Origin of the sequence: Hymenobacter aquaticus (assembly GCF_004765605.1) — a bacterium.
Taxonomy (GTDB): Bacteria; Bacteroidota; Bacteroidia; order Cytophagales; family Hymenobacteraceae; genus Hymenobacter; species Hymenobacter aquaticus.
Map to the genome: position 1 here is coordinate 1,227,941 of NZ_SRLC01000001.1, position 23,143 is coordinate 1,251,083.

Genomic DNA, 23,143 nt, shown 5'->3' on the forward strand with positions numbered 1-23,143 from the left:
AGTGTTCATTGGCGAGTGCAACCTTCCGTCCATGGGTTTCCCCCAGCCGCGTAGCGGCAGCACGTCTATAGCTATCCAGAAAATCCCGGCCGTAAGAGCCGCGTGGCGGCACCGTAGACCTGGTGCGCCGTATGCCGCCGCTACGCGGCTCAACCCGGTGACGATTTCCGTTGCTGCTATACCCATGCCGCCGCGCCGCGGCTCTTTTCCGCGGCTTCCCCGAACTCAAGTTATTTCCTGTCGCCCCGACACCCCGACCAAAACAGGGAAAGGCGGCCCCTGCTCCATGCAGAGGCCGCCTTTCGAAGAGTTGTCAGCCGCCATTCGCCCAGCTGCGACTGACGTTTTCTGCCGGATTGCGGGCCCGTCACTCACCGGCGGGCCCCCAAAACGCGCGGGGCCGTTGCAGCGGCGCCCACAGCGTAGCAGATTGCTGGAGTTCTTACAGTTCATACCGGAAATGAGGGCCGGAAGGTTGCGCAAATTTCAAGCGAACCAGAAAATCTCAAGCTCCTCAGCCCCACCCTACTTAGCCCGCCGGATAAAGATGTCGCCCATCAGGGACTTCATCATAATCTCGGCCCCGCCGCCGTTGAGCTTGCCGTAGGTCCAGCCGTCGGCGTTGAGGCGGTAGACGCCGTTCTGCACGGTGCGCTTCACCGGCGCGGGGGCCTTTTCGGCGGTCAGGTCGAAGTCGCTGTAGACGTCGCCCTGGTCGGATTTGAGCTTGAGGGCCGCTTTGGTCGAGGCCGGCAGCGTCACGTCGACCTGGCCGTTGACGGTGGAAAACGCCATGGGCGCGCCCCCCGTTACGGTTTTGAACGTGGCCTTGATGGCGCCGTTCACGGTGTTGGCCACGGCCGAGCCGCCCACCTGCCGCAGCACCACGTCGCCGTTCACGTTGCTGACTTCCAGCTCCCCGCTCACGTTTTCGACCACGATGTCGCCGTCGTTGACGGTGCTGAGCTGCAGGGCAAAGCGCTGGGGCACCTTGATGGTCAGGTTCACGGGCTGCTGCCAGGAGCTGGATTTGACGGTCACGCGGTTGTCGTTTTCCTCGGCCGTTACGTCGAAGTTGGCGTTGCCCGACACCCGCTTCAGGCCGTTGCGGGGGCGGTCCTGGTCGTCGTCGTCGTCGTCGTCGTTGCGCCCCTTGGCCGAGGCGTCGATGAGCACGTCTTTGCCCGCGTAGCCCACCACGGTAATGGAGCCGTTCACGGTCTTGACTTTTAGCAGGCCGGGCTTGCCGGGGGCGCTGAGGGGCACCACCAGCTGCTCCTTGCTTTGGGCCGCCACTCCGAGCGTGGTCAGCAACAGGAGGAGGCTCAGGAAAGCGCGCGTCGGGCGGTATACTGGAGTTTTCATTCGGGTCGGCGTTTGATGGTCACGTCGCCGTTGAGGGTTTCGAAGCGGAAGTCGTTGCCGCCCTTGCCCAGGCGCACGGCCGTGCCCTTGGAGAGTTTGTACGTGGTGCCGGCGGTGGTGCTCGTCTTATTTTGCACCACCTGCACCGGCAGGTTTTCCACGTTGGGAAAGTCGGTGAGCAGCTCGCCGTGCATGCTTTTAAAGTGCACGTCGGCCGCCACATCGGCCGGGTACGTCACTAGGATGTCGCCGTTGATGGTGCTGTAGGAGCACTTGCCGGTGGGGCTGCTCCCATACTCCGCCACCACGTTGCCGTTGATGGTGCCGACTTCGGTGGCTCCCTTCACGTTGCGCAGCGTCACGGCCCCGTTGATGTTGCGGGCCTTGAGCGGGCCGCTCACGTCCTGCACCAGCACGGCCCCGTTGTTGATGGTCGATACGGTCAGATGCATCCGGGCGGGCACTTTCACCACGTATTCGAAGGTGAAGTGGTAGTCGATGTCGCGCCGGCTTGAGTTGCGGTTCCGGTTGAAGCCCGGCCGCGAGTCGTAGGGGCCGGCCAGGTAGGCCACCACGCTGTCGTTGCGCTGGTAGGCGCCCAGCACGGCTTCCTGCTTGCCCAGCGCCAGGTCGGCCTCGGTGTCGGCCCGGATGATGCGGGTGACTTCTAGCACGACTTTGTTGCCCGTGGTGCCCTGCACGCGCACCGGCCCGTCGATGTTGTAGATGGCCAGCGTGCTGCGGCCCGGGTCGGCCGTCAGGGTAAATTCGCGGCGGATTTCCTCCTTGAACTCGCGCTTTTGGGCCTGGGCCTGGCAGCTAGACAGCAGTACCAGCAGCGTTATCAGGCTGGGGAGAATAGTAGGTTTCATGGTAGGGTTCGGGGGTTGAAGGCGCGGCGGGCCGGCCGTTGGAGAGGGTTTTGAGGCTTGCCTCGATTTTGCTTTTCACTGCCTGGTTCAGGCCCGGCTGCCGCAGCAGGCGGCGCAGGGGCTGAACCGAGCGTTTTTCCTGGAGCTGCACCATCACGTCGGCCAGGGCCGACTGCACCAGGGGCGAATCCTGGTGCCGCAGGGCCTGCACCAGGCCCAGGCGCACGTTGGGCTCGTGGGCCAGCTGGGCCAGGGCTTCGAGGGTGGCCAGGCGCACATTCACGTTTTCGTCGTGGTTGAGCGTGCTCAGCAGGGCTTCCACCACCTTGTCGTTGGCCCCGCTCAGCTCCTTGGTGTAGCTCACGGCCCGCAGCCGCTCGGTGGCCGAGGGGTTTTCAATCAGGGAAAGCAGCATCACCTGGCGCATCTGCTCCACCTGGGTGGTCAGGGCGGCCAGCTGCTGCTGGTCGGTGGTGGCCGGCGCGGTTTTGGGGCCGCGGCCCAGCCAGTAGCCGGCGGCCAGCCCCACCACGAGCAGGCCCAGGCCGTAGGCCAGGCGCAGGGCCGGGCCCGGCACCAGCAGGGCCCGCAGTTTCGACCAGAAGCCGCCCAGGCTGAAGCGGGGCTGGGCCTCCACTTCCTCCTTATAGGCCGCCAGCATCGAGTAGAAAGCCGGCCGCAGGTTTTCGCTCGGTTCCGGCTCCGGCACGGCCCCCAGCGTCTGCCACACCCGGCGCAGGGCCCGCAGCTCTTCCTGGCAGTCGGGGCAATGGGCCAGGTGGGCGGCCACGCGGGCCTGCTCCGCCGCGGGCAGCTGGTGACTTATATACTCTGGCAGCTCTGGTTGAGCCTGTTCGCAATGCATGTCCATCCCGTCAGTTTTCAATGCGCAGGTAAATTGTTTTCAGCTCGTTCATGGCCCGGTGCACCCGCACTTTCACCGCGCCTTCGGTCGTATTCAATACCCGGGCTATTTCCTCGTATTTGAGCTCCTGAAACCGGCTCAGGATCAGCACTTCGCGGTTTTCGGCGCTCAGCCGCCCCAGGGCCCGGTGCAGGGTGGCTACTTCCTGCTCGCGCTGCAGCGCGTCGTCGGCCCGGGGCCCACCGCCTATTTTCTCGGCGAAGTCCTGCACGTCGGCGTGGTGGCTGGCGTGGCGGTTCTTCTTGACGTGGTCGGCCAGCACGTTGCGGGCCAAATGGTACATCCAGGTCCGAAACTCGCCCTCGCCGGTGTAGGTGTGGCGGTACTTGAGCATGCGGTAAAACACGTTCTGCACCAGATCCTCGCTGGTATCCGCGCGGCCCAGCATGTGGTACAGAAAGGAGAACAGCTTGCGGTGGTGGCGTTCGAAGAGCAGGCCCATTCGGTCCACGTCGCCGGCCTTCACCCGGAGCATTAGCGCATTGTCAGTAAGCGAGTCCAACCGGCGAAAGGTGGTAGGTGGTGGGGTATTTGGTTGTGGACACCGCCCCAGGAAAGGAAGGTTACAGCAAAGCAGAAATTATTTTTTGACTTGGTAGTTGTAGGGATTTCTACGGCTGTCATCCTGAGCCTGCGAAGGACCTTGTGGGATAGGAACGACTAAAGTAACAACGACTTGTTCTGGCGTGATAAGGTCCTTCGCAAGCTCAGGATGACGGGCGGAAAAGGATATAGCTGGGTTTAACACTAACTCTACCTAGCCCGGTAACTTCCGCCCGCAATTCCGGGTTATCTTTGCAGTCCGCATTCTGCATTTCTGACCTATGGCTATTACCAAAGAAGACGTCCTCCGGGCCCTGAGCTACGTGGAAGAGCCCGACCTGGGCAAAGACCTCGTGACCCTCAACATGATTGAGGACGTGCATATCGACGGCAAAACCGTCTCGTTTTCCGTCATCCTGACCACGCCCGCCTGCCCGCTCAAGGAGCTGATTCACAACGCCTGCGTGCGCGCCATTCACACGATGGTCGACAAGGACGCCGACGTGAAAGTAAATCTGACCTCGCGCGTGACTACCGCCCGGGCCGCCAACTCGGCCGTGCTCAGCGGGGTTAAAAACATCATTGCCATTGCCTCGGGCAAGGGCGGCGTGGGCAAAAGCACCGTGACGGCCAACCTGGCCATTGCCCTGGCCCGCACCGGCGCCAAGGTCGGCCTGGTCGACGCCGACATTTCCGGACCCAGCATGCCGGTCATGTTCGGGGTGGAAGATGCCCGCCCCCACGTCTTCCAGGGCCCCGACGGCCGCAACCTGATTCAGCCCATCGAGAAGTTCGGCGTTAAGCTCATCAGCATCGGCTTTCTGGCTCCGTCCGACAGCGCCATCGTGTGGCGCGGCCCGATGGCCTCCTCGGCCCTGAAGCAGTTCATTACCGAAGTGGATTGGGGCGAGCTGGACTACCTGCTGCTCGACATGCCCCCCGGAACCTCCGACATTCACCTCACGCTGGTGCAGACCGTGCCCGTAACCGGCGCCCTCATCGTGACCACGCCCCAGAAAGTGGCCCTGGCCGACGCCCAGAAGGGGTTGCAGATGTTCCGCCAGCCCCAGATCAACGTGCCGGTGCTGGGCATCGTGGAAAACATGGCCTGGTTTACGCCCGCCGAGCTGCCCGACAACCGCTACTTCATCTTCGGCGAAGGGGGAGGAAAGGCTCTGGCCGACAAGCACGAGGTGCCGCTGCTGGGCCAGCTGCCGCTGGTGCAGAGCATCCGCGAAAACGGCGACCTGGGCACGCCCGCCATTACCCAGCCCGGCACGCCGGCCGCCGCTCTGTTCGAGCATTTGGCCGAGGAATTGGCCCGGCAGGTGTCCATCCGCAACGCCGTGGCTCCCCGCACCCAGGTGGTCGAAATGAAGTCGTAAGCTGAAGCGTAACGGCCCCGGCAGCGGGGCCGGCAACTTTGCAACCGGCCCCGGTGTTATGCTTTGACCGGCCAAAAGCCCTACCTTTACCCTTATTCCGCTGCGTGCGGCGTCAGTACCAATCCGTTTTTCATGAATTCTTCCGCTGTTCTTGAGCATCCTTTGTTGTCCCGCGTCGAGCAGGCCCTGGACACGATTCGCCCCTACCTGGCGGCCGACGGCGGCAACGTGCGCGTGCTGAACATCACCGACGAGCTGGTGCTGCAGCTGGAGCTGCTGGGTGCCTGCGGCACCTGCCCCATGTCGCCGATGACGCTCAAAGCCGGCGTGGAAGAGTCGGTGAAAAAGGCCGTGCCCGAAATCGTGCGGGTGGAGGCCATCAACGGCACCGCCATGAGCGAGCAGCCCGCCGGCCAAACCGGCCACCCCGTGTCGCCGGCCCCGGTGCCCACGCCCGGGTTTTAGAGTTGTTTCTTATTTGTAAAAGGCCAGCTTTCCTTGCGGGGAGCTGGCCTTTTTTGTTTGAGGTCTGGCGCGAGTTTAGCGCAGCGTAACTCGTGTCTACCCATAATGTGGAGATTGTATCTCCACTGCCGCACAGCGGCAAACCGGTGCTGGCGCCGGCTGCTTCGTTCGTTACTGCTGTTCTAATCTAATACGAGGCACAATCTTGCCCGGAATTTGGCATTTCCTTACCATCAAAATATACAATATCCTTGACTCACATATACTTATACCTGTTTTCTAACAGCACATCATTCTCGTAAATTTCTATTTCATGCTCTGCTGTTATAGCTGGCATCAATTGAATACCGTTGTTCTTATGCTCAACTCTCAAGGCCCACTTAAATTCCTGGTGAGCACAAATACCTACAAACCTTATTGCGTTTCCAGGCATCACCTTAAACAGTAAAGCATCTGGCTCTAATTGGATTTCAATTGGTTCATCCATTTCCCAGCACACAAATTCAATAGAATTTCCCATTGCTTTAGCAGGCGTTTTAAAAATAGTCCACATTGCGACTCTGCGGCTGCAGGAAAGCCCAGCAGCCGGCAGTTACCCAAACTGCTGCCAAGGTAGCAGCTTCCCCATATTCTGCCCAACAGCCCCGCCGTTCAGCGCCCTCCCCTATCTTTGCCCATCACCCTACGCTATCCTTCTTCCGATGCCCAACCCGAACAACCCCGCCCTGCACTCCTGGATTGACATTGCCCCGACCAGCGACTTTCCGATTCAGAACCTGCCCTTCGGCATCTTCGAAACCCCGGAGCGCGGCCCGCGGGTGGGCGTGGCCATCGGCGAGTACGTGCTGGATCTGTACGCCGTCAGCCAGTTCGGCTTTTTCGAGGACCTCGATATTCCCTCCCAGCCCAAGGTGTTTCGCCGCCGCTCCCTGAACCAGTTTATTGCCCTGGGGCGGCCGGTGTGGCGGGCCGTGCGCCAGCGCGTGTCGGAGCTGCTGCGCCACGACAACGGCGAGCTGCGCGACCATGAGGAAGCCATGCGCACCTGCCTGGTGCGGCAGCGCGAGGTGCAGATGCTGCGCCCGGTGAAGCCCCACAACTACACCGATTTCTACTCCAGCATCGAGCACGCCACCAACGTGGGCATCATGTTCCGCGACCCGGCCAACGCCCTGCTGCCCAACTGGCGCCACATTCCCATCGGCTACCACGGCCGGGCCAGCAGCATCGTGGTCAGCGGCACCGACGTGCGCCGGCCCAACGGGCAGCGCAAGGCCCCCGACGCGGCGGCCCCCACGTTTGGCCCGAGTCAGCAGCTGGACTTTGAGCTGGAAGTCGCCTTCGTGTGCGGCAAGAGCACCGAGCTGGGCCATTCCATTCCGTTGCAGCACGCCGAGGAGCACATTTTCGGGCTGGTGCTGTTCAACGACTGGAGCGCGCGCGACATTCAGAGCTGGGAGTACGTGCCGCTGGGGCCGTTTCTGGGCAAGAGCTTCGGCAGCAGCGTTTCGCCCTGGGTCGTGACGCTCGACGCGCTGGAGCCCTTCCGGGTGGCCGGGCCGGTGCAGGAGCCCGAGCCCCTGCTCTACCTGCGCCAGCCCGACGCGCACAACTTCGACCTGAACCTGGCAGTAACCATTCAGCCCGCCGGCGGCCCCGAAACTACCGTGTGCCGCTCCAACTTCCGGTACATGTACTGGAGCATGGCCCAGCAGCTGACCCACCAGGCCAGCAACGGCTGCAACCTGCAAGTCGGCGACCTGTACGCCAGCGGCACCATCAGCGGCCACACCCCCGATTCGTTTGGCTCGATGCTGGAGCTGGCCTGGAAAGGCTCCAAGCCCCTGCCCCTGGCCGACGGCTCGGAGCGCAAGTTCCTGCTCGACGGCGACACGGTAACCATGCGCGGCTTCGCCGAAAAAGACGGGGTCCGCATTGGCTTTGGGGAAGTGCGCGGCACGGTGCTGCCGGCCAACCCGCTGTAGGCCCGCTGGCGGCCCTCACCACAAAAAAGCCCCTGCTGATTGTCAGCAGGGGCTTTTTTGTAGCCTTTACGAAATGCCGGGCTTGGTTTCGAAGGGCGCGGGCGGCGCGTTGGCCGGCAGGTCGTTGTCTTCGTCGAGCCGCTCCAGCTCGTAGAGGGCCGTGGCCGGGTCCAGCTGGTTGAGGGCGCCCAGCACCGATTCCACCAGGCTTTCCGGTGGATTTTCGGCGGGCAGCAGGGGTTCGTTGGGTTCAGGATTCATGCGGGTAGTGGGTAAAGCGTGGAAGGAACTCTCTATACTCTCTTTTACGCCGGCAGTTTCTGCCAATAGCTGCGCCGCCGCCGGTTCGGCTGCAACAAGCATAATCCGCGCGATTTTCCCAATAACCGCGTGCTTATACGGAAGACCAAGGCGCATAAATACGTATTTACCCCCTATTGTACTGAATTACGAAACTTTAGAAATATGAAGCAGTAACAACTACCTCACCGGCCGAAGCGCCAGTGTGGGTCTTCCCTGCTCTACTGTTTCGGTTGGCACTGAGTCCTATTCTCTCGTACCACCAACCAAGATTCCGATGTTAGCAATGGAATACCGGGGCCCGAAGCGGGTCCGGGCTGTGCAAAAGCCCATGCCCGAAATTAAGCACCCCCAGGACGCTATTGTCCGGGTGCTGCGCACCTGCATCTGCGGCTCCGACCTGCACCTCTACAACGGCAACGTGCCCGACACCCGCGTGGGCTCTACCTTCGGCCACGAGTTCGTGGGCGAAATCGTGGAAATCGGCGCCGACGTCACCAAGGTAAAAGTGGGCGACCGGGTCATCGTACCCTTCAACATTGCCTGCGGCGAGTGCCACTTCTGCCGCCAGGGCATGTTTGGCAACTGCCACGAGTCGAACACCGAGGCTACGGCCGTGGGCGCCATTTTCGGCTACTCCCACACCGCCGGCGGCTTCGACGGCGGCCAGGCCGAGTACTGCCGCGTGCCCTACGCCAACGTGGGCCCCACCATCATTCCGGCCGACATGGACCTGGATGATGCCGTGATGCTGACCGACGTGACGCCCACTGGCTACCAGGCCGCCGAAATGGCCGGTATTCAGACCGGCGACACGGTAGTCGTATTCGGGGCCGGGCCCATCGGCATCATGGCCGCCCGCTGCGCCTGGCTGTTCGGCGCCGGCCGCGTCATCATCATCGACCAGGAAGACTACCGCCTCGATTTTGCCCGCAACTATTCCTACTGCGAGGCCTACAACTTCAAGGAGATGAACGACCCGGTGGTCTTTATCAAGAAGATAACCGACTGGATGGGCGCCGACGTGGTCATTGACGCCGTGGGCGCCGAGGCCGCCGGCAACACCATGCAGACCATTACCGGCCGCAAGCTGCTGCTACAGGCCGGCTCGGCCACGGCCCTGCACTGGGCTATCAACTCGGTGAAGAAAGGCGGCGTGGTGTCCATTGTGGGCGTCTACGGGCCGACCGACAACCTGATTCCGATTGGCAACGTGCTGAACAAGGGCCTCACCATCCGGGGCAACCAGGCCTCGGTGAAACGCCTGCTGCCCCGCCTGATTGAGCACGTGCAAAACGGCGTGCTCAACCCCAAGGGCCTGATTACCCACCGCATTCCGCTGGAAGAAGTGGCCGACGGCTACCGCATGTTCTCCGCCAAGCTGGACAACTGCATCAAAACCGTAATGCTGCCCCCCACCGCCAACCAGTAACGCCGCCCGACCATGGAAAACAACGTAGTAAACACCCCCATCGACCCCAAGCAGATTCCGGGCTGGGGCATCGACGCCGACCCGAAGAACGACCCGACCTACCCCATGCGCACCCGCATGAACGTGGGCCAGGACCCCGACAGCAAGCACCGGCCGGAACACCTGCAACCCAAGGACACGGAGTTGCTGCGCTCTATTGAACGCCCCAACGTCTCGGCCGTGTTTGGCACCACCGTGCCACCCATGGGCCTGAGCGGCGCGATTCGGCGGCTGGCCTTCCACTACAGCGAAAACCGCTACCGCCACTGGCTGCCCCTGATTGTGGCCGACCGGGTGCAGGTGGTCGAAGGCATCTTGGAAGACCTGGTGCACGGCAAAGTGCCCAACATCTTCGCCGAGAAAGGCTACGCGGTAGAGTGGAAATACAACCGCACGGCTTTCGTCACGAAAATGGCGACTATTGCCGCCGTCACGGCCGGCACGATCATCTGGCTGAGCTCCGGCTCGAAGGACAAGCGCCATGACTCGCGCCGGCAGCGCCGCGAATACTAAACGATTCGGCACACAAAAAGCCCGGCTGGTAGCTACCAGCCGGGCTTTTTGCGTGTAACGGGCCGGCGGGGCCCGATGCTACCGATTCACGTAGTCGAGCAGGAACTGCCCGCGCTGGTAGCGGATTTTGGTCACCGAGCCGTAGTCCACGTTGAGCCGGAAGGCGTTGGCCAGGGGCAGGTCGAGGCAGTGGCAGAGCAGGGTCCGGATCAGGGCCGCGTGGGCAAACACCAGCACGTCGGCCGCTGTGGGCTCCGCCCCGGCCGGCTCGGCCGAGGCGGGGAGAATGTCGGTGAGGAAGGCTACGGCCCGCTGCTGCACTTCGGTGAAGGTTTCGCCCTCGGGGGCGCGCTGGGTCACGAAATCGGCTTTCCAGGGCGCCAGCTCGTGGGGCGGCAGCTCGGCCCAGGCCTGCATTTCCCAGCGGCCGAAGTGATATTCCTTCAGGCGCTCATCCAGACACACGGGCCCCGCCACCACGTCTTCGGCCAGGCGGCGGCAGCGCGACAAAGGGCTGGCGTAGGCCCGCACGGCCCCCGCGCCCAGCCCGGCGGCCAGCACCCGGCAGAGGCGGGCCTTTTCCTGCTCGTAGCGGTGGCTCAGGCCCACGTCGGTCTGCCCGTAGCAGATGCCGGCCGCCGTGGCTACGCTCGTATGTCGGATCAGGTAGATGTCCATAGTTTGTGCCCTCGTGTAGAGACGCAACCTTGTGTCTCGTCGTTGAACGATGTTATCCGACTGACTCCCAATTACCCCACAGCAAACAACGTCAGCAACGATTGAGACGCAAATATGCGTCTCTACAGTTCACGAAAAAGCCCGGCTGGCAGACCTACCAGCCGGGCTTTTAGTTAACGCGGCTTTATTTCCGGCCGTTGATAATCTCCTCCACCACGGCCGGGTCGAGCAGGGTGGTCACGTCGCCGATGTTGCCGGTTTCGCCCTCGGCCACCTTGCGCAGGATGCGGCGCATGATTTTGCCGGAGCGGGTTTTGGGCAGGCCCGAGACCAGCTGAATCTTGTCGGGCTTGGCAATCTTGCCGATTTCGGCCACCACGGTTTCGATGATGCTGGCCTCGACGTGGGGCTTGTCGGCGGCCGTGTTGCAGGCGCCCTCCCGGCAAATGACGAAGGCATAGATGCCCTGGCCCTTCACGTCGTGGGGGTAGCCCACCACGGCGCTTTCCACCACGTTGGCGTTCTGGTTGATGGCGTTTTCAATTTCGGCCGTGCCGAAGCGGTGCCCGCTCACGTTGATGACGTCATCCACCCGCCCGATGATGCGGTAGAGCCCGTTCTCGTCGCGCCGGGCCCCGTCGCCGGTGAAGTAGTAGCCCGGATACGGCCCGAAGTAGGTTTGGCGGGTCCGCTCATGGTCGCCGTAGGTGGTGCGGATGATGCCGGGCCAGGGCGCCTTGATGGCCAGGTAGCCTTCCTGGTCGTTGCCCTCGATTTCCTGGCCTTCCTGGGTGAGCAGCACCGGCTGCACGCCCGGCAGCGGCTGCCCCGCGTGGGCCGGCCGGGTGGGCGACACCCCGGCCAGGGCCGAAATCATCACGCCGCCGGTTTCGGTCTGCCACCAGGTGTCGATAACCGGGCAGCGCTCCTTGCCCACGTGGGTGTGGTACCAGTGCCAGGCTTCCTCGTTGATGGGCTCCCCCACCGAGCCCAGGATGCGCAGCGAGTCGAGGGAGTAGCTGAGCACGTTATCCAGGGGCGTGGCCATCAGGCTGCGAATGGCGGTGGGCGCGGTGTAGAACACCGTCACGCCGTGCTTGTCGATGACTTCCCAGAAGCGGCCGGCGTCGGGGTAGGTCGGCACGCCCTCGAACATGAGGGTAGTGGCCCCGTTGAGCAGCGGGCCGTAGAGCAGATACGTGTGGCCCGTGACCCAGCCCACGTCGGCGGTGCACCAGTAGATGTCGTTTTCCTCGACCTGGAACACGTTGCGGAAGGTGTAGTCGGCCCAGACCATGTAGCCGGCCGTGGTGTGGACCACGCCCTTGGGCTTGCCGGTGCTGCCCGAGGTGTAGAGAATGAAGAGCATGTCTTCGGCGTCCATTTCCTCAGCGGGGCAGGTTTTGGCCGCTTCCAGGGCTTCCTCGTGGTACCAGACGTCGCGGCCTTCCTGCATGTGCACGGGCCAGCCCAGGTGCTCGACCACAATCACGCGGCGCACCGAGGGGCAATGCTCCAGGGCCTCATCCACCACGCGCTTCACCGGAATCTGCTTGGGGCCGCGGTTCAGGCCGTCGGAAGTCAGCACTACCGAGGCCTGGGCGTCGTTGACCCGGTCGGCAATGGCAGTGCTGCTGAAGCCGGCGAAAATGACCGAGTGTACGGCCCCGATGCGGGCGCAGGCCAGCACGGCAATGGCCAGCTGCGGAATCATGGGCATGTAGAGGCAGACCCGGTCGCCCTTCTCCACGCCGTTGTTGAGCAGCACGTTGGCAAACTGGCAGACCTGCTGGTGCAGCTCCCGGTAGGTGTAGCGAATCTGCCGGGTTTTGGGGTCGTTGGGCTCCCAGATCAGGGCCAGCTTGTTGCCGCGGGCCGCCAGGTGGCGGTCCAGGCAGTTTTCGGTGATGTTGAGCTTGGCCCCACCGTACCATTCGTTATGGCCGCCGACGAGGTCGGCTTTCATAACCGAAGTCCACTTGCGGCGCCAGGTGAAGGGCTCGGCCACGTCGGCCCAGAACTGCTCGGGGTTTTCGACGCTGCGGCGGTAGGCATCCTGGTAATCTTCGAAAGTGCGGATGCGGGAGTGTTCGAGGGGCATAATTCGGGGCTTGGTCGGTGCTTGAAGGTCTGGGTGGCAGTTTACGAAAAAGTTGGGCCCCATCCCTCCCGTATTGTCGCAGTTTAGTCCTCAAAAATGGCAAAGGGAGACGGGGCGCAAGAGCGGTTTTTTGTTTGGCACCAGCTGTCTTCCTGCGCAAAGCGAAGGCCCGGGCATGTGAACCGTACTGCTGGTAGAACGTCATGCAGAGCGCAGCGAAGCATCTCGCGTGCTGACGTTGGAATAGCAATCCAACGACGCCACGCGAGATGCTTCGGCTTCGCCTCTGCATGACGTTCTATTGACTTGCTGTTCACACAGCCTAGGTGAGGAAGGTCCTTCGCGGGGCTCAGGATGACGGACGAAAACCACGACGCGCCGGCTTACTCCATAATCCGCACGTTGCGCACGTCCCTCATATACTTCATGCCCACGACGAAGCACACCAGGGCAATGAGCACCGGGTACAGCAGGCCCGAGAGGCTGCTGTGCTCCTTCCAGAACGTGCCCGCCGGCTGGGTGGAGGCCCACACCGAAATCCAGGTGGCCACCAGCGGCACGAAGCCCCCGAACACGCCGTTGCCGATGTGGTAGGGCACCGACAGGGACGTGTAGCGCACTTTGGTCGGAAACAGCTCCACCAAGTAGGCGGCAATGGGCCCGTAGACCATCGTCACGAACAACACCAGGCAGAAGGTGAGGGCAATAATAGCTGGCAAATTGGGATTCAGGGCCTTCAGTACGGCCGGCACGGCCTTGCCGGCGGCATCCACGGTGGCCGGCGTTACTTCCGTAATCGGGCCGGCAAAGGCCTGAATGCCGTGGAAAAGCGGGATGGTGAACAGCGCCCCGCAGAGCATACCAGTCATGATGATGCGCTTGCGCCCAATCCGGTCGGAGAGGCTGCCGAAGTACACGAACAGCGGCGTAGCCAGCAGCATGGCCGTGACCAGCACGATGCTGGCGTCGACGAGGTCCATTTTCAGGGTGTTCTGCATAAAGGAGTAGGCCTGAAACTGGCTGGTGTAGAAAATCACGCCCTGCCCCATCGTGACGCCAAACAAGGCAACGAGCACCAGGCGGCGGTTCACCGGGTTCAGGAAGGAGTCGCGCAGGGGGCTCTGGCTGGTCTTGCCCTCGGCCTTAGCCTTGGCAAACAGCGGCGACTCGTGCAGCTTGAGCCGGATGTAGTAGGAAGCCACCACCAGCAGGGCCGAGAGCAGGAAAGGCACCCGCCAGCCCCATTCTTTAAACGCCGCCTCGCCCGTCAGCTTGCGGGTGACGACGATGACCAGAATGCTCAGAATCAGCCCGCCGGTGGCCGTAATCTGGATAAAGCTGGTGAAATAGCCCCGGCGCTTATCGGGGGCGTGCTCGGCCACGTAGGTGGCGGCCCCGCCGTACTCCCCGCCCAGGGCCAACCCCTGCAACAGGCGCAGCACCAGCACGATGAGCGGCGCGGCCAGCCCGATTTTGTCGTAGCTCGGAATCAGGCCCGTGACGACCGTGGAGCCGCCCATGATGAGCAAGGTGAGCAGGAAGGTGTACTTGCGCCCGATCATGTCGCCGATGCGGCCGAAGAACAACGCCCCGAAGGGCCGCACCACGAAGCCGGCCCCGAACACGGCCAGCATGCCCAGCAGGGTTTCCTCGGGCTTGCCCTGGGAGCCAAACAGCACCGGCCCGATAATGGCGGCCAACGAGCCGAAGATGTAGAAGTCGTACCACTCGATGACGGTGCCCACCGAGGAGGCGGTAATGACCTGCCAGATTTTGCCGGTTTCGACCGTGTTATTGTCGTGGGCCAGGGGCGCGTCGGCGGGGTCGGGGGCCGTAAGGTCGGGGCTGGGCGTATCGAGGCCGAGTTCCATAAGCGGGAAGGAGTTGGGATGAGCGGGCCGGCACCTGGCCAGATTCCCGGAAAAGACAAGATTTTCACCCTCAGCCTGCTAGGCCGGGCTTGGCCTAAGTAAAGCGAAAAATCCGGTTCCGGGCTCCTGCTCCCTCCTGCCGGCCTAGCTTTTTTTCCCGCTCGGCCCTTCCCAGCGCATGAGCAGAAACTTGTCGCCGGCCTCGGTGACCACCGTGCCCCCGCCGGCCAGGTTTTCGGGCTGCTGAAAATAGGCTTGCAGCTCACTCAGGGTCAGCAGCTGGGACGTGGGCCGGGCCTGGGTTTGGCGCGGGGCCTGCACGGCATACTTTTTCACCCAGTTCATCACGCTCACGTGGCTCACGCCCAGCAGGCGCTCAATCTCCCGGTAGCTCACGCCCTCCAGGTACAGCTGCAAGGCCTTGACGACATAGTAGGTATTGACTTCCCTGCCTATCTTGGCCACCGTGAAGTGGTAGCCGCAGCTCTTGCAGCGGTAGCGCTGCCGCCCCGCGATAATTCCGCTTTTGGTAGCGTCCTTGTGCTGGCACTTGGGGCAGATGATCTGGTCCATGTTTGGTTTGGGCGCTGAAAACGACGAAAAGCTATAGGTAGTTAGCAGTTCTATACCTCATTTAGCATGCGCTGGTTGCCCTACTCTCGTTCCTACGCCCAGAAAATCCGTAATCCGCGCCGCCGCATCCGCCAGCTACCGGACCTGCAGCCCGCCCCGGCCCCGCTGGACCTGGCCGCCTTGCAGCAGGTCCACTACGAGTATAAGAAGCTCGGGCTGGGCGTCTGGCACTGGCCCGCCCGGCACCCGCCGCGCCTGATTCGGCAGCTGGCCGCCACGCATCTGCTCAACACTTTCTTCGCCTGGGACGCGCAGCTGCAGAACCTAGGCCAGCCGTACTACCTCAGCCTGCAGCTGGTAAGCCCCGACTTTGCCCACAGCTCCCAGGTTATTGCGGGCCTGCACGAGCGGATTGCGTTCTACCAAACGGCGCTGGGGGAGCCCGTTGCCGACGCCCCACCCCTACCGCCCGAGTACCGGGAGCTACCGGCCGTGAGGCAACTGCACTGGACGGCCCACCCGCACGAGCAGTGGCTCGACTCATTTGACTGCCCCAGCGGCTGGCCGGCCCGCTACTTGCGCCGCCCCCACCGCTTCTTCACCGCCGAAGACGGAGAAGAATATCTGGTCGTCCGGATGGGCTGGGTGTGGGTGGGCCAGCTCCCGAAGTGAGTTGCGCGGGCTCTTCTCAGACTCCGGGCATAATCCAAAAAATCAACTTCGGGCTTCGAGCCGGCTACCAGCCAAATAGTTGAGACCTTCTAGCCATCTACCCGCCACCTTGCGCGGCGCTTTTAGCCAGCAGCTGGCTTCAATAAATCCTAGTACGCCGGCCGCTCTAAATCATTTCCTCACAGGCCCAGCACTACGGCCAGCAGGGCGTCCACGCTCTGGCCCAGGCGGCGCATGTCGAGCCGGTCGAGGGTATCGGTGGGCTCGTGGTAGTGCTTGTTGCGGTAAAAGGCGGTGTCGGTGAGCAGCACGGCGGGGTAGTTGAACTGCCAGTAGTTGAGGTGGTCGGAGAAGTCGATGCCGGGCAGCCAGGCCGGGGCCTTGAAGCGCCGCACGGGCAACGCCGCCTGCGTCTTATAGCGGCGGGCAAAGAGCCGGCCGAAGCGCCCGTTGCCGAATTTCTGGGCCACCGTCACGTAGTTGCCCCGGCTGCCGTACACCAGCCTCAACGGGCCGAAGGGGTAGTCCTGGGTGCGTTTTCGGTCGTCGTAGTAGCCCAGCATTTCCAGGGCCACCATGCCTTTTACCTCCACCCCGGCATCGTGCAGCGACTTGGCGTGCACGTAGCTGCCCATGCTCTGGGTGCGGAAAAACGGCGGCTCTTCCAGCGTGTAGGCCACCAGCTCGACGCGGTAGGGCAAGCCGGGTTGCTGCCCCAGCAGGCGGGCCAGCTCCAGCAAAGCCGCCACGCCGGTGCCGTTGTCGTCGGCACCGGGCTGCTCGCCGCACACGTCGTAGTGGGCTCCGATGACGAGGCGCGGCCCGGTTTCGGGCCCGAACGAGCCGATGACGTTGCGGTACGTGTTGCCCTGCACCTGGTAGGGCTGCTCGCTGAGCCGGGCCCCAGCGGCTTGCAGCTGCCGCTGGATGTAGTCGGCGGCCTGGTTGAGGCTTCGCAGGTGCCGGTAGTTGCGGGGCTCGGGCGTGGTGGTCAGGGCCACCAAGTGCTGGCGCAGGCGCAGGGTATCGGCCGCCGATGGGGGTGCCGCCACGACCGGGCTCAGCGCGGCATGGCTGAGGAGGAAAGCCGCAAAGCAGATTTTTGGCAACATAGCAGGGTGGGCAAATAGAGGGTCGGGGCCTGGGGGCTTACGGGCTTGTGCCGGTAGTTATAAGCGCTACCCAACGTAACCAGGCATCCACAAGAACGTCATACCCCAGATGCACCGACCGCGCGGAGAAGTTGTACCAGTATTTTCCGTTTTCTAAAAATACTGGTACAACTCAGCCGACAACAGGTGTACCAGTATTTTTCATTTTCCGAAAGTACTGGTACAACTTCTTGGCGGCCACCCGGGCGGCTTCCCCTGCCCTACACCACCAGCCGGGCTTTTTCCGGAGCTATACCAATCGTGGCAATGGCGCCGGAGTTGAACTGCAGAAAGTCGGTTTCCACACCGTCGGAGAAGATTACGCCGTTGGTGGGCATAAACGACTCGATGAGCAGGGGCTGGTACTGGCCCAGGACGCCGGCGGTGAGGCCGGCCTGGGTGCGCTTGCTCTGGAAGGCCTCGCGCACCACAAACATCAGCTCATTCTCAGCCAGCGCGGGCGGCCGGGCCGGCGCTTCGTCCGGGTCCAGAAAGCGCGTCATGCCGGCCGTCATGTTGAAAATCGAGCTGAGCCAGCCCGTGGCACCCGACTTGGTGGAGACGATGACGCCCGACGAGGAGTGGTTTTCCTGCTGCTCGCCGAAGCCAATCCGGTAGCGGGCCGACACGTGGGAGGCGGCCCCGATAAACAGGTCGTTGAAGGCCAGCAGGCGCTGCCCGTCGTTCAGCCGGGCCTCGGCCAGGGCCGCTTCCCGCACCCGGTGCCGGCCGGCCAGCACGCGCTCCACGGCCCGCAGAAAATCATCGGGGGTGAAGGGCAGCAGCACCCCGTCGTAGCGGTCCGGGTCGGGGTTCACGGCAATAATCGGGATGCCGCCCACGTACTTGGCCGTGTTGGCCACCAGCCCATCCTGCCCCACCACCACCACCAGCTGCTTGGGGTTGAACAGGAACGAGGGCAGAAAGGCGCGCTCCACCAGCTTGTTTTTCACCACCGACGCGAGGCGGCGCTGCACCAGGGAAAACGAGTCCTGGAACTGGTCGTTTTCCCGCTCGTAGTCGGCAAACTCCCCGCCCAGGCTCTCGATGTAGAACCGGGCCTGGGCCTTGGTATTAAACCGCTCGATAAGCTGCTCCAGCCGGGTTTTGTTGCGCACCAGGATGGCGTAGTCGATGCCGCTGCTCATCGCCGGTTCTGCGGGCTGGGCGCGGCGGACGGCGTGGGCCGCGGCGGCTCGGGCGCGTCGTTGACCAGGGAGTCGAGCAAGTCGGGGGAGATGTTGAGGGTGCCGATTTTGGAGGCGTTTTCGGCCAGCTCGCGGAAGGCCAGGGCAATGTTGAACTTGGGGTCGGGGTTGTTGCTCAGGGCCACCAGCAGCTTCCAGTCCATGTCCTTGTAGGGCCGCAGGGTGGTTTCGAGCACGTAGCCGCGGGTGTCGGCCTCGCGGCGCTGGTTTTCGGCGTTCTGCTCAATCAGCAATTTGCGCTGCTCTTCCACGGCAATGTCGGCCTGCACCTGCATTTCGCGCAGCTTGCGGGTGCTGTTGGCCTGTTGCAGCTGCCCCTCGATTTTCTTCTCGGCAATCTGCTTGTTCTTTTCCTCCACCGCAATTTCGGTGTTCAGCTCACTTTCTTTGATCTTACGCTCCTGCTCCACGGCAAAGTTGCGGCGCTCAAACACGGCCTGGTCGGCTTCCTGCTGGAGCTTTTCGCGGGTTTCGGTTTCCAGGGCCCGGCCCATTTCGGGCGTGGCCTTCACGGCCAGAATATTCACACCCAACACCTCAATACCCAGCAGCCCAATGGCCTTGGAGGCGGCCAGCCCCTCCACGATGTTGACCTCAATGGCCTTGGCCGCCCGCATGGCGTCCTTCAGCCCCAGGCTTTGCACGAAGGTGGCCGTGGCCGTCTGGGCCTCGTTGACGATGCGCTGGTGGAGCTTTTCCAGGTCGTTTTTCTTGTACACGCCCCGGCTGTCGACGGTGAAGTCGAGCACCTCGGCCAGCTGCTTGGGATTCACGGCCTTGTAGGTTATCTGGCCCTGAATGGAGACGGTCTGGTAGTCGTGGGTGGTTTCGTTGAAGATGAAGGGCAAGTCGTTGCTGCCCATCGGAATGGCCACGATGGAGCTGTTGGGCCCGAAATAATAGAACGACAACCCCCGCCCCTCCTTGGCAATGCGGCCATTCGAATAGTGAATGGCGTAGGTCATCGAGTCGAACTTGATATGGTTTATTCCGAACATAAACAGGTGGTTGACGGGGTTGGCGCGGGGGTAAAAGTATCTATAGTTGGGAATATTGAGTGGTGGTTAGCGCAGTTTGGCGCAGTCGCTCGGCTATTGCCGAGTGACGACTACGCCGGAGCGGCTCTGCCGCGAGCGTCCCGCGCCGCGTGGTAGCCAGTCGGGCAAACGGCGCGGCCCAATTCGCAGCACAGCTGCTCAAGCGTAGTCGTCACTCGGCACAGCCGAGCGACTGCGCTTGAGCAGGACGGCCTTTTTCCAACAACATCAGCACGCGAGATGTCTCACTTTGTTCGACATGACGGTCGGAAGACAACTAATTCGGCGCAAACCCTGAACTTCGCCCCAAACCCAGCCCTCGTTCATGCCCACTTCCGCCCCTACCACCCCGTTTCGCACCATCGACCCCGCCCTGATTAAGCCCAGCGAGCTGCACCCGTTTCTGGTGGGCGCCGTAGCTCCGCGGCCGGTGGCTTTTGCCAGCACCATCTCGGCCGACGGCAGCGTGAACCTGAGCCCCTACAGCTTCTTCAACTGCTTCGGCTCCAACCCGCCGATTCTGGTGTTTTCGCCCGCCAACCGGGTGCGCGACAACTCGCAGAAGCACACCCTGCAAAACGTGCGCGAGGTGCCCGAGGTCGTCATCCACATCTGCGACTACGCCATGGTCGAGCAGATGTCGTTGGCCAGCACCGAGTATGAAAAGGGCGTCAATGAGTTCGTGAAGGCCGGTTTTACCCAGGTACCGAGCCAGCGCGTGACGCCCCCGCGCGTAGCCGAAGCCCCGGCGGCCTTCGAGTGCGTGGTCGAGCAAATCATTGAGCTGGGCCAGAACAACGGGGCCGGCAACCTGGTGATTTGCCGCGTCGTGCTGGCCCACTTCCGCGAGGACATCGTACTGCCCTCGGGCCTGGGCATCGACCCGTTCAAGCTCGATGCCATTGCCCGCCTCGGCGGCGACTGGTACTCCCGCGCCTCGGGCAGCAGCCTGTTTGAAGTGCCCAAACCCAACCGCAATATGGGCATCGGCATCGACCAGCTCCCCGAGCACCTGCGCACCTCCGACCTGCTCACCGGCAACAACCTGGGCCGCCTGGGCAACATCGAGCGCGAAGCCCTGCCCACGCCCGCGCAAGTTGAGGAGTTCCGCCAGGAGCCGCTGGTAGCCTACACACTAAACAAATACCGGGAGCAGCCCGAGGAGCGGAAGAAACAGCTCACGCTGCTGGGCCAGCAGTTTCTGAAGGAAGGCAAGCTGCTCGAAGCCTGGAAAACGCTGCTACTGGCCGAGTAGCACAGCCCACCAGAACGATGTAGAGACGCATATTTGCGTCTCAATCGTTGCTGACGTTGTTCCGGTGCGTTGCCAATTGTTCAACGACGAGACGCAAGGTTGCGTCTCTACACCAGTGGGCACTCCATTTCATACAACGACAACTCCAGCGGCTCCCAACCGGCCGCCTGCAAAAAGTCGTAGCCCGGCCCTTCCGTTACCATCGGCATCGTCAGCGGCGGGCCGGGAAAGGCGGCTGCCACGGCCTGCAATAGCCGGCGGCCCCAGCCCTGCCGCCGGTACTCGCGCCGCACGATAATGGTTTGCACCAACGTCCGCTCGGCCTCGGGCCGCAGCAGCACGAAGGCCTTATCATCGAGCGACAAGGCCCGCGTCGGAGCCGTAGCCGCCATCAGCGACTCGGCCGCAAACATCCAGGGCAGGTTTGCTTCCCCTTCCCGGGCCACCAGCCGGGCCACGTCCGCCGGGTCGACTTCGGTGAGCGGGGCCGCGTCTTCAACTGCCTGCGGCTGGCGGCGGAAGGTGAACAGCTCCCGGGTATTGCGGAACCCCAGCCGCTCGTAGAGGCGGCGCGCCCGCTCGTTGGGCACGAATACTTCCAGCAGCACGCTCCGGTCGCCGCGGGCCCGGGCCTCGTCGAGGGCCGTTTGCAGCATCTGCTTGCCGTAGCCGTGGCCCCGGGCCTCAATGACGAGGCCCATAGCCGCCACCCGGCTCGTGTAGCCCCGCCGCGCTATCAGCACCAGACCCACCAGTTCCTCGCCCCGAAACCAGAGCTTGCTGGCTACGGCATCGAGGTGCTCGGAGCGGAAGCGCCGCTCGAAGGTTTCGGGCGTAAAGACCAGCGGCACGAAATACTCCTCAAAGGAGCGGTTCATGGCCTCCGTTACCTGGGCGGAGGTGAAGTCGAGGACGGGGCGGGCGGTTAACGGCGCGGCAGTGGAAGCAGAATCCATAGAAGTAAGTTTGAGGCCGCAAAAAAGCAAAAAGCCCGCACCGGAGCACAGGCTTTCTGTTAGAAACGATGTTGCCGCCGCAATCCGTGTTATCAGCGGGCAATCGGCGGAATCAGTGCTACTAGTTCCGCACGGCTATCATCAAACCCAGTTCCTTATAGCGCATGTTGAATTTCTTGGCAATCGAGGCATTGGTCAACGAGCCTTTGTAGACGTAGACGCCCGAGCGGAAATGCTCGTTGGTAAACAGCACCTCGTTGATGCCCCCGTGCTGGCTGATTTCCTGCAGAATGGGCGTAAAGATGTTGCTCAGGGCGTTGGTGGCGGTGCGCGGCACGCGGGAGGCAATGTTGGGCACGCAGTAGTGCACCACGTCGTACTTGCGGAACACGGGCTTGCTGTGGCTGGTCATTTCCGAGGTTTCGAAGCAGCCGCCCTGGTCGATGCTCACGTCGATAATGACCGAGCCGGGCGCCATGCTGGCCACCACGCTTTCGGGCACCATAAACGGAATCCGGCCTTCCTCGGCATTCAGCGCCCCAATCACCACGTCGGCGCGGCGGATCTGCTGGTTGAGCACGAACGTGTCGAGCGTGCTGGTGTAGAGCATGGTGCCCAGGTTCTGCTTGAGGCGGCGCAGCTTGTAGAGGTGGTTGTCGAACACCTTCACCTCGGCCCCGAGGCCGGTGGCGGCGCGGGCGGCGTACTCGGCCACGGTGCCGGCCCCCAGAATCACGACCTGGGACGGGGGCACGCCGGTAATGCCGCCCAGAATCACGCCCTTGCCCTCGTTGGAGCGAGCCAGATACTCGGCCGCCACCAGCATGACGGTGGAGCCGGCAATTTCGCTCATGGCCCGCACCACCGGCTTGGCCCCCGAAGGGTCCTTAATCAGCTCGAAGCTGATGGCGTTGACTTTCTTGCGCAGAATGGCCGTGATGTAGTCCGAAGTCAGGGAGCCGAACTGCAGGGCCGAAATCAGGGTTTGGTTGGCCTTCAGGTACTCGATTTCCTCCTGGGTGGGCGGGGCCACTTTCAGGATGATGTCGGCCTCGTAGACTTCCCTGGCCGAGTAGGCAATGGTGGCCCCGGCCTCCGAGTAGTCGTGGTCGGAGTACTTGCTGGGCTCCCCGGCCCCGCTTTCCATCACCACCTCGTGGCCCTCGTTGACGAGGTGCTTCACGGCTTCGGGCGTCAGGCAGATGCGGTTTTCCTGCAGGGAGGTTTCCCGGGGCAAGCCGATAAACAGCTTGCGCTTGCGCGTTTCCACGGCCAGCATGGATTCCTGGGTGAAGTAAGCGCGGCTCGTGGCCAGCGACTCAAATCCGGGGGGTATTGCTTCGGGCATTGGGCAGGTAAAAGTTCAGCGGCTCAGTCGGTCAGGGCTTCGAGGCGCAGCAGGCGCGACTCGGGCCCGGTCACGGTGAGCGTGACGAGTAGTCTCTTCGGGGGCAACAGCGCCTCCACGCGGCTTGGCCACTCGATCAGGCAAAGATAGCCAGAATCAAAGTACTCTAGCGCGCCAATGTTTTCGGCCTCCGAGGGGTCTTCAATCCGGTAAAAATCGAAATGGTAAATCGGCCGGTTCTGCCCGTCGCGGTACTCGTTGACCAAGGCGAAGGTGGGGCTGCTCACCTCGTCCGCCACGCCCAGGGCCCGGCACAGGGCCTTGGTGAAGGTGGTTTTGCCGGCCCCCATTTCGCCTTCCAGCACCACGATGGAGTGGCCCGCCAGCAGGGGTGCCACCTGGGCCGCGGCGGCGGGCAAGGCCGCCAGAGTCGGTATGGATAGTTCAGTCACGGACATAGCAACAGGGT

Annotated in this window: 23 protein-coding genes; 7 read left to right on the forward strand and 16 right to left on the reverse strand. The window is 62.9% G+C overall.

The window, feature by feature from the left end:
• Nucleotides 1-525: 525 nt before the first annotated feature.
• The 4 genes from E5K00_RS04965 to E5K00_RS04980 are packed head-to-tail and all read right to left on the reverse strand — an operon-like array spanning nt 526 to nt 3,637.
• Nucleotides 526-1,365, reverse strand: coding sequence for a DUF4097 family beta strand repeat-containing protein (locus E5K00_RS04965; RefSeq protein WP_135462152.1), 840 nt, complete (start codon nt 1,363-1,365; stop codon nt 526-528).
• On the reverse strand, nt 1,362-2,237 hold the full coding sequence (locus E5K00_RS04970) for a DUF4097 family beta strand repeat-containing protein (protein ID WP_135462153.1): 876 nt from the start codon (nt 2,235-2,237) through the stop codon (nt 1,362-1,364). Before E5K00_RS04970 ends, E5K00_RS04965 begins: the two co-directional genes overlap by 4 nt.
• A complete protein-coding gene (locus tag E5K00_RS04975) occupies nt 2,185-3,123 on the reverse strand; it encodes a HEAT repeat domain-containing protein (RefSeq protein ID WP_245328210.1) in 939 nt (312 codons plus the stop codon). The genes E5K00_RS04970 and E5K00_RS04975 overlap by 53 nt, the downstream gene beginning before the upstream one ends.
• Nucleotides 3,113-3,637: an RNA polymerase sigma factor gene (locus E5K00_RS04980; RefSeq protein WP_135463669.1), complete on the reverse strand. Its 525-nt coding sequence runs from the start codon at nt 3,635-3,637 to the stop codon at nt 3,113-3,115. Before E5K00_RS04980 ends, E5K00_RS04975 begins: the two co-directional genes overlap by 11 nt.
• A 349-nt stretch (nt 3,638-3,986) precedes the next feature.
• On the opposite strand from E5K00_RS04980, the gene E5K00_RS04985 reads away from it, so the two are divergent.
• Together E5K00_RS04985 and E5K00_RS04990 are read left to right on the forward strand one after the other, a co-directional pair.
• Entirely contained in the window at nt 3,987-5,090 is a 1,104-nt protein-coding gene (locus E5K00_RS04985) for an Mrp/NBP35 family ATP-binding protein (protein WP_135462154.1), read from the forward strand.
• 132 nt (nt 5,091-5,222) lie between these two features.
• Entirely contained in the window at nt 5,223-5,555 is a 333-nt protein-coding gene (locus E5K00_RS04990) for a NifU family protein (protein WP_135462155.1), read from the forward strand.
• A gap of 256 nt (nt 5,556-5,811) precedes the next feature.
• On the opposite strand, the gene E5K00_RS04995 is transcribed toward E5K00_RS04990, so the two are convergent.
• Nucleotides 5,812-6,108 carry a hypothetical protein gene (locus E5K00_RS04995; RefSeq protein ID WP_135462156.1) on the reverse strand — a complete coding sequence of 99 codons (297 nt, stop codon included), beginning with the start codon at nt 6,106-6,108 and terminating at the stop codon, nt 5,812-5,814.
• Nucleotides 6,109-6,256: 148 nt separating this feature from the next.
• On the opposite strand from E5K00_RS04995, the gene fahA reads away from it, so the two are divergent.
• A complete protein-coding gene (gene fahA, locus E5K00_RS05000; RefSeq protein ID WP_210114276.1) occupies nt 6,257-7,540 on the forward strand; it encodes a fumarylacetoacetase in 1,284 nt (427 codons plus the stop codon).
• 66 nt (nt 7,541-7,606) lie between these two features.
• On the opposite strand, the gene E5K00_RS05005 is transcribed toward fahA, so the two are convergent.
• Nucleotides 7,607-7,801: a hypothetical protein gene (locus tag E5K00_RS05005; protein ID WP_135462157.1), complete on the reverse strand. Its 195-nt coding sequence runs from the start codon at nt 7,799-7,801 to the stop codon at nt 7,607-7,609.
• A gap of 316 nt (nt 7,802-8,117) precedes the next feature.
• Between E5K00_RS05005 and E5K00_RS05010 the strand changes: the two genes are divergently transcribed.
• Together E5K00_RS05010 and E5K00_RS05015 are read left to right on the forward strand one after the other, a co-directional pair.
• Nucleotides 8,118-9,272, forward strand: coding sequence for a zinc-dependent alcohol dehydrogenase (locus E5K00_RS05010; RefSeq protein WP_135462158.1), 1,155 nt, complete (start codon nt 8,118-8,120; stop codon nt 9,270-9,272).
• Nucleotides 9,273-9,284: 12 nt separating this feature from the next.
• Entirely contained in the window at nt 9,285-9,824 is a 540-nt protein-coding gene (locus E5K00_RS05015) for a hypothetical protein (protein WP_135462159.1), read from the forward strand.
• A gap of 78 nt (nt 9,825-9,902) precedes the next feature.
• Here E5K00_RS05015 and cobC read toward each other — a convergent pair whose 3' ends face one another.
• The 4 genes from cobC to E5K00_RS05035 form a co-directional block, all read right to left on the reverse strand.
• A complete protein-coding gene (gene cobC, locus E5K00_RS05020) occupies nt 9,903-10,502 on the reverse strand; it encodes an alpha-ribazole phosphatase family protein (RefSeq protein WP_135462160.1) in 600 nt (199 codons plus the stop codon).
• A gap of 184 nt (nt 10,503-10,686) precedes the next feature.
• A complete protein-coding gene (gene acs / locus E5K00_RS05025) occupies nt 10,687-12,603 on the reverse strand; it encodes an acetate--CoA ligase (protein WP_135462161.1) in 1,917 nt (638 codons plus the stop codon).
• A 383-nt stretch (nt 12,604-12,986) separates the two neighbouring features.
• Nucleotides 12,987-14,474 (reverse strand): MFS transporter, encoded by a 1,488-nt coding sequence (locus E5K00_RS05030; RefSeq protein ID WP_135462162.1) that lies wholly within the window; start codon nt 14,472-14,474, stop codon nt 12,987-12,989.
• A gap of 144 nt (nt 14,475-14,618) precedes the next feature.
• Entirely contained in the window at nt 14,619-15,047 is a 429-nt protein-coding gene (locus tag E5K00_RS05035) for an IS1/IS1595 family N-terminal zinc-binding domain-containing protein (RefSeq protein ID WP_135462163.1), read from the reverse strand.
• A 66-nt stretch (nt 15,048-15,113) separates the two neighbouring features.
• Here E5K00_RS05035 and E5K00_RS05040 point away from each other — a divergent pair, with 66 nt between their 5' ends.
• Entirely contained in the window at nt 15,114-15,719 is a 606-nt protein-coding gene (locus tag E5K00_RS05040) for a hypothetical protein (protein WP_135462164.1), read from the forward strand.
• A gap of 179 nt (nt 15,720-15,898) precedes the next feature.
• Here the strand turns inward: E5K00_RS05040 and E5K00_RS05045 are convergent, their stop codons facing one another.
• The 3 genes from E5K00_RS05045 to E5K00_RS05055 all read right to left on the reverse strand — a co-directional run bounded on the left by E5K00_RS05045 (nt 15,899) and on the right by E5K00_RS05055 (nt 19,076).
• Nucleotides 15,899-16,831 (reverse strand): M28 family peptidase, encoded by a 933-nt coding sequence (locus E5K00_RS05045; protein ID WP_135462165.1) that lies wholly within the window; start codon nt 16,829-16,831, stop codon nt 15,899-15,901.
• A 260-nt stretch (nt 16,832-17,091) separates the two neighbouring features.
• The gene (locus E5K00_RS05050) at nt 17,092-18,018 is read right to left on the reverse strand and encodes an NAD(+)/NADH kinase (protein ID WP_135462166.1); all 927 of its coding nucleotides are present in this window, start codon (nt 18,016-18,018) and stop codon (nt 17,092-17,094) included.
• Nucleotides 18,015-19,076, reverse strand: a complete 1,062-nt coding sequence (locus E5K00_RS05055) for an SPFH domain-containing protein (RefSeq protein ID WP_135462167.1) — start codon at nt 19,074-19,076, stop codon at nt 18,015-18,017. The genes E5K00_RS05050 and E5K00_RS05055 overlap by 4 nt, the downstream gene beginning before the upstream one ends.
• Before the next feature lie 364 nt (nt 19,077-19,440).
• Between E5K00_RS05055 and E5K00_RS05060 the strand changes: the two genes are divergently transcribed.
• On the forward strand, nt 19,441-20,370 hold the full coding sequence (locus E5K00_RS05060; RefSeq protein ID WP_135462168.1) for a flavin reductase family protein: 930 nt from the start codon (nt 19,441-19,443) through the stop codon (nt 20,368-20,370).
• Between the two features lie 107 nt (nt 20,371-20,477).
• On the opposite strand, the gene E5K00_RS05065 is transcribed toward E5K00_RS05060, so the two are convergent.
• From E5K00_RS05065 to tsaE, 3 genes are all read right to left on the reverse strand, one after another.
• Nucleotides 20,478-21,326, reverse strand: coding sequence for a GNAT family N-acetyltransferase (locus E5K00_RS05065; protein ID WP_135462169.1), 849 nt, complete (start codon nt 21,324-21,326; stop codon nt 20,478-20,480).
• 121 nt (nt 21,327-21,447) lie between these two features.
• Nucleotides 21,448-22,674 carry an alanine dehydrogenase gene (locus E5K00_RS05070; RefSeq protein WP_135462170.1) on the reverse strand — a complete coding sequence of 409 codons (1,227 nt, stop codon included), beginning with the start codon at nt 22,672-22,674 and terminating at the stop codon, nt 21,448-21,450.
• Nucleotides 22,675-22,697: 23 nt separating this feature from the next.
• Entirely contained in the window at nt 22,698-23,132 is a 435-nt protein-coding gene (gene tsaE / locus E5K00_RS05075; protein WP_167856754.1) for a tRNA (adenosine(37)-N6)-threonylcarbamoyltransferase complex ATPase subunit type 1 TsaE, read from the reverse strand.
• Nucleotides 23,133-23,143: the final 11 nt, after the last annotated feature.

What these genes read in the sequence shown, in the direction of transcription:
- E5K00_RS05050 (WP_135462166.1), bottom strand. Translation starts at nt 18,018, where the DNA reads ATGAGCAGCGGCATCGACTACGCCATCCTGGTGCGCAACAAAACCCGG.
- E5K00_RS04965 (WP_135462152.1), bottom strand. Translation starts at nt 1,365, where the DNA reads ATGAAAACTCCAGTATACCGCCCGACGCGCGCTTTCCTGAGCCTCCTC.
- fahA (WP_210114276.1), top strand. Translation starts at nt 6,257, where the DNA reads ATGCCCAACCCGAACAACCCCGCCCTGCACTCCTGGATTGACATTGCC.
- E5K00_RS05030 (WP_135462162.1), bottom strand. Translation starts at nt 14,474, where the DNA reads ATGGAACTCGGCCTCGATACGCCCAGCCCCGACCTTACGGCCCCCGAC.
- E5K00_RS05045 (WP_135462165.1), bottom strand. Translation starts at nt 16,831, where the DNA reads ATGTTGCCAAAAATCTGCTTTGCGGCTTTCCTCCTCAGCCATGCCGCG.
- E5K00_RS05065 (WP_135462169.1), bottom strand. Translation starts at nt 21,326, where the DNA reads ATGGATTCTGCTTCCACTGCCGCGCCGTTAACCGCCCGCCCCGTCCTC.
- E5K00_RS05010 (WP_135462158.1), top strand. Translation starts at nt 8,118, where the DNA reads ATGTTAGCAATGGAATACCGGGGCCCGAAGCGGGTCCGGGCTGTGCAA.
- E5K00_RS04995 (WP_135462156.1), bottom strand. Translation starts at nt 6,108, where the DNA reads ATGTGGACTATTTTTAAAACGCCTGCTAAAGCAATGGGAAATTCTATT.
- E5K00_RS05035 (WP_135462163.1), bottom strand. Translation starts at nt 15,047, where the DNA reads ATGGACCAGATCATCTGCCCCAAGTGCCAGCACAAGGACGCTACCAAA.
- E5K00_RS04990 (WP_135462155.1), top strand. Translation starts at nt 5,223, where the DNA reads ATGAATTCTTCCGCTGTTCTTGAGCATCCTTTGTTGTCCCGCGTCGAG.
- E5K00_RS05005 (WP_135462157.1), bottom strand. Translation starts at nt 7,801, where the DNA reads ATGAATCCTGAACCCAACGAACCCCTGCTGCCCGCCGAAAATCCACCG.
- tsaE (WP_167856754.1), bottom strand. Translation starts at nt 23,132, where the DNA reads ATGTCCGTGACTGAACTATCCATACCGACTCTGGCGGCCTTGCCCGCC.
- acs (WP_135462161.1), bottom strand. Translation starts at nt 12,603, where the DNA reads ATGCCCCTCGAACACTCCCGCATCCGCACTTTCGAAGATTACCAGGAT.
- E5K00_RS05070 (WP_135462170.1), bottom strand. Translation starts at nt 22,674, where the DNA reads ATGCCCGAAGCAATACCCCCCGGATTTGAGTCGCTGGCCACGAGCCGC.
- E5K00_RS04985 (WP_135462154.1), top strand. Translation starts at nt 3,987, where the DNA reads ATGGCTATTACCAAAGAAGACGTCCTCCGGGCCCTGAGCTACGTGGAA.
- E5K00_RS04980 (WP_135463669.1), bottom strand. Translation starts at nt 3,637, where the DNA reads ATGCTCCGGGTGAAGGCCGGCGACGTGGACCGAATGGGCCTGCTCTTC.
- cobC (WP_135462160.1), bottom strand. Translation starts at nt 10,502, where the DNA reads ATGGACATCTACCTGATCCGACATACGAGCGTAGCCACGGCGGCCGGC.
- E5K00_RS05040 (WP_135462164.1), top strand. Translation starts at nt 15,114, where the DNA reads ATGCGCTGGTTGCCCTACTCTCGTTCCTACGCCCAGAAAATCCGTAAT.
- E5K00_RS05015 (WP_135462159.1), top strand. Translation starts at nt 9,285, where the DNA reads ATGGAAAACAACGTAGTAAACACCCCCATCGACCCCAAGCAGATTCCG.
- E5K00_RS05055 (WP_135462167.1), bottom strand. Translation starts at nt 19,076, where the DNA reads ATGTTCGGAATAAACCATATCAAGTTCGACTCGATGACCTACGCCATT.
- E5K00_RS05060 (WP_135462168.1), top strand. Translation starts at nt 19,441, where the DNA reads ATGCCCACTTCCGCCCCTACCACCCCGTTTCGCACCATCGACCCCGCC.
- E5K00_RS04970 (WP_135462153.1), bottom strand. Translation starts at nt 2,237, where the DNA reads ATGAAACCTACTATTCTCCCCAGCCTGATAACGCTGCTGGTACTGCTG.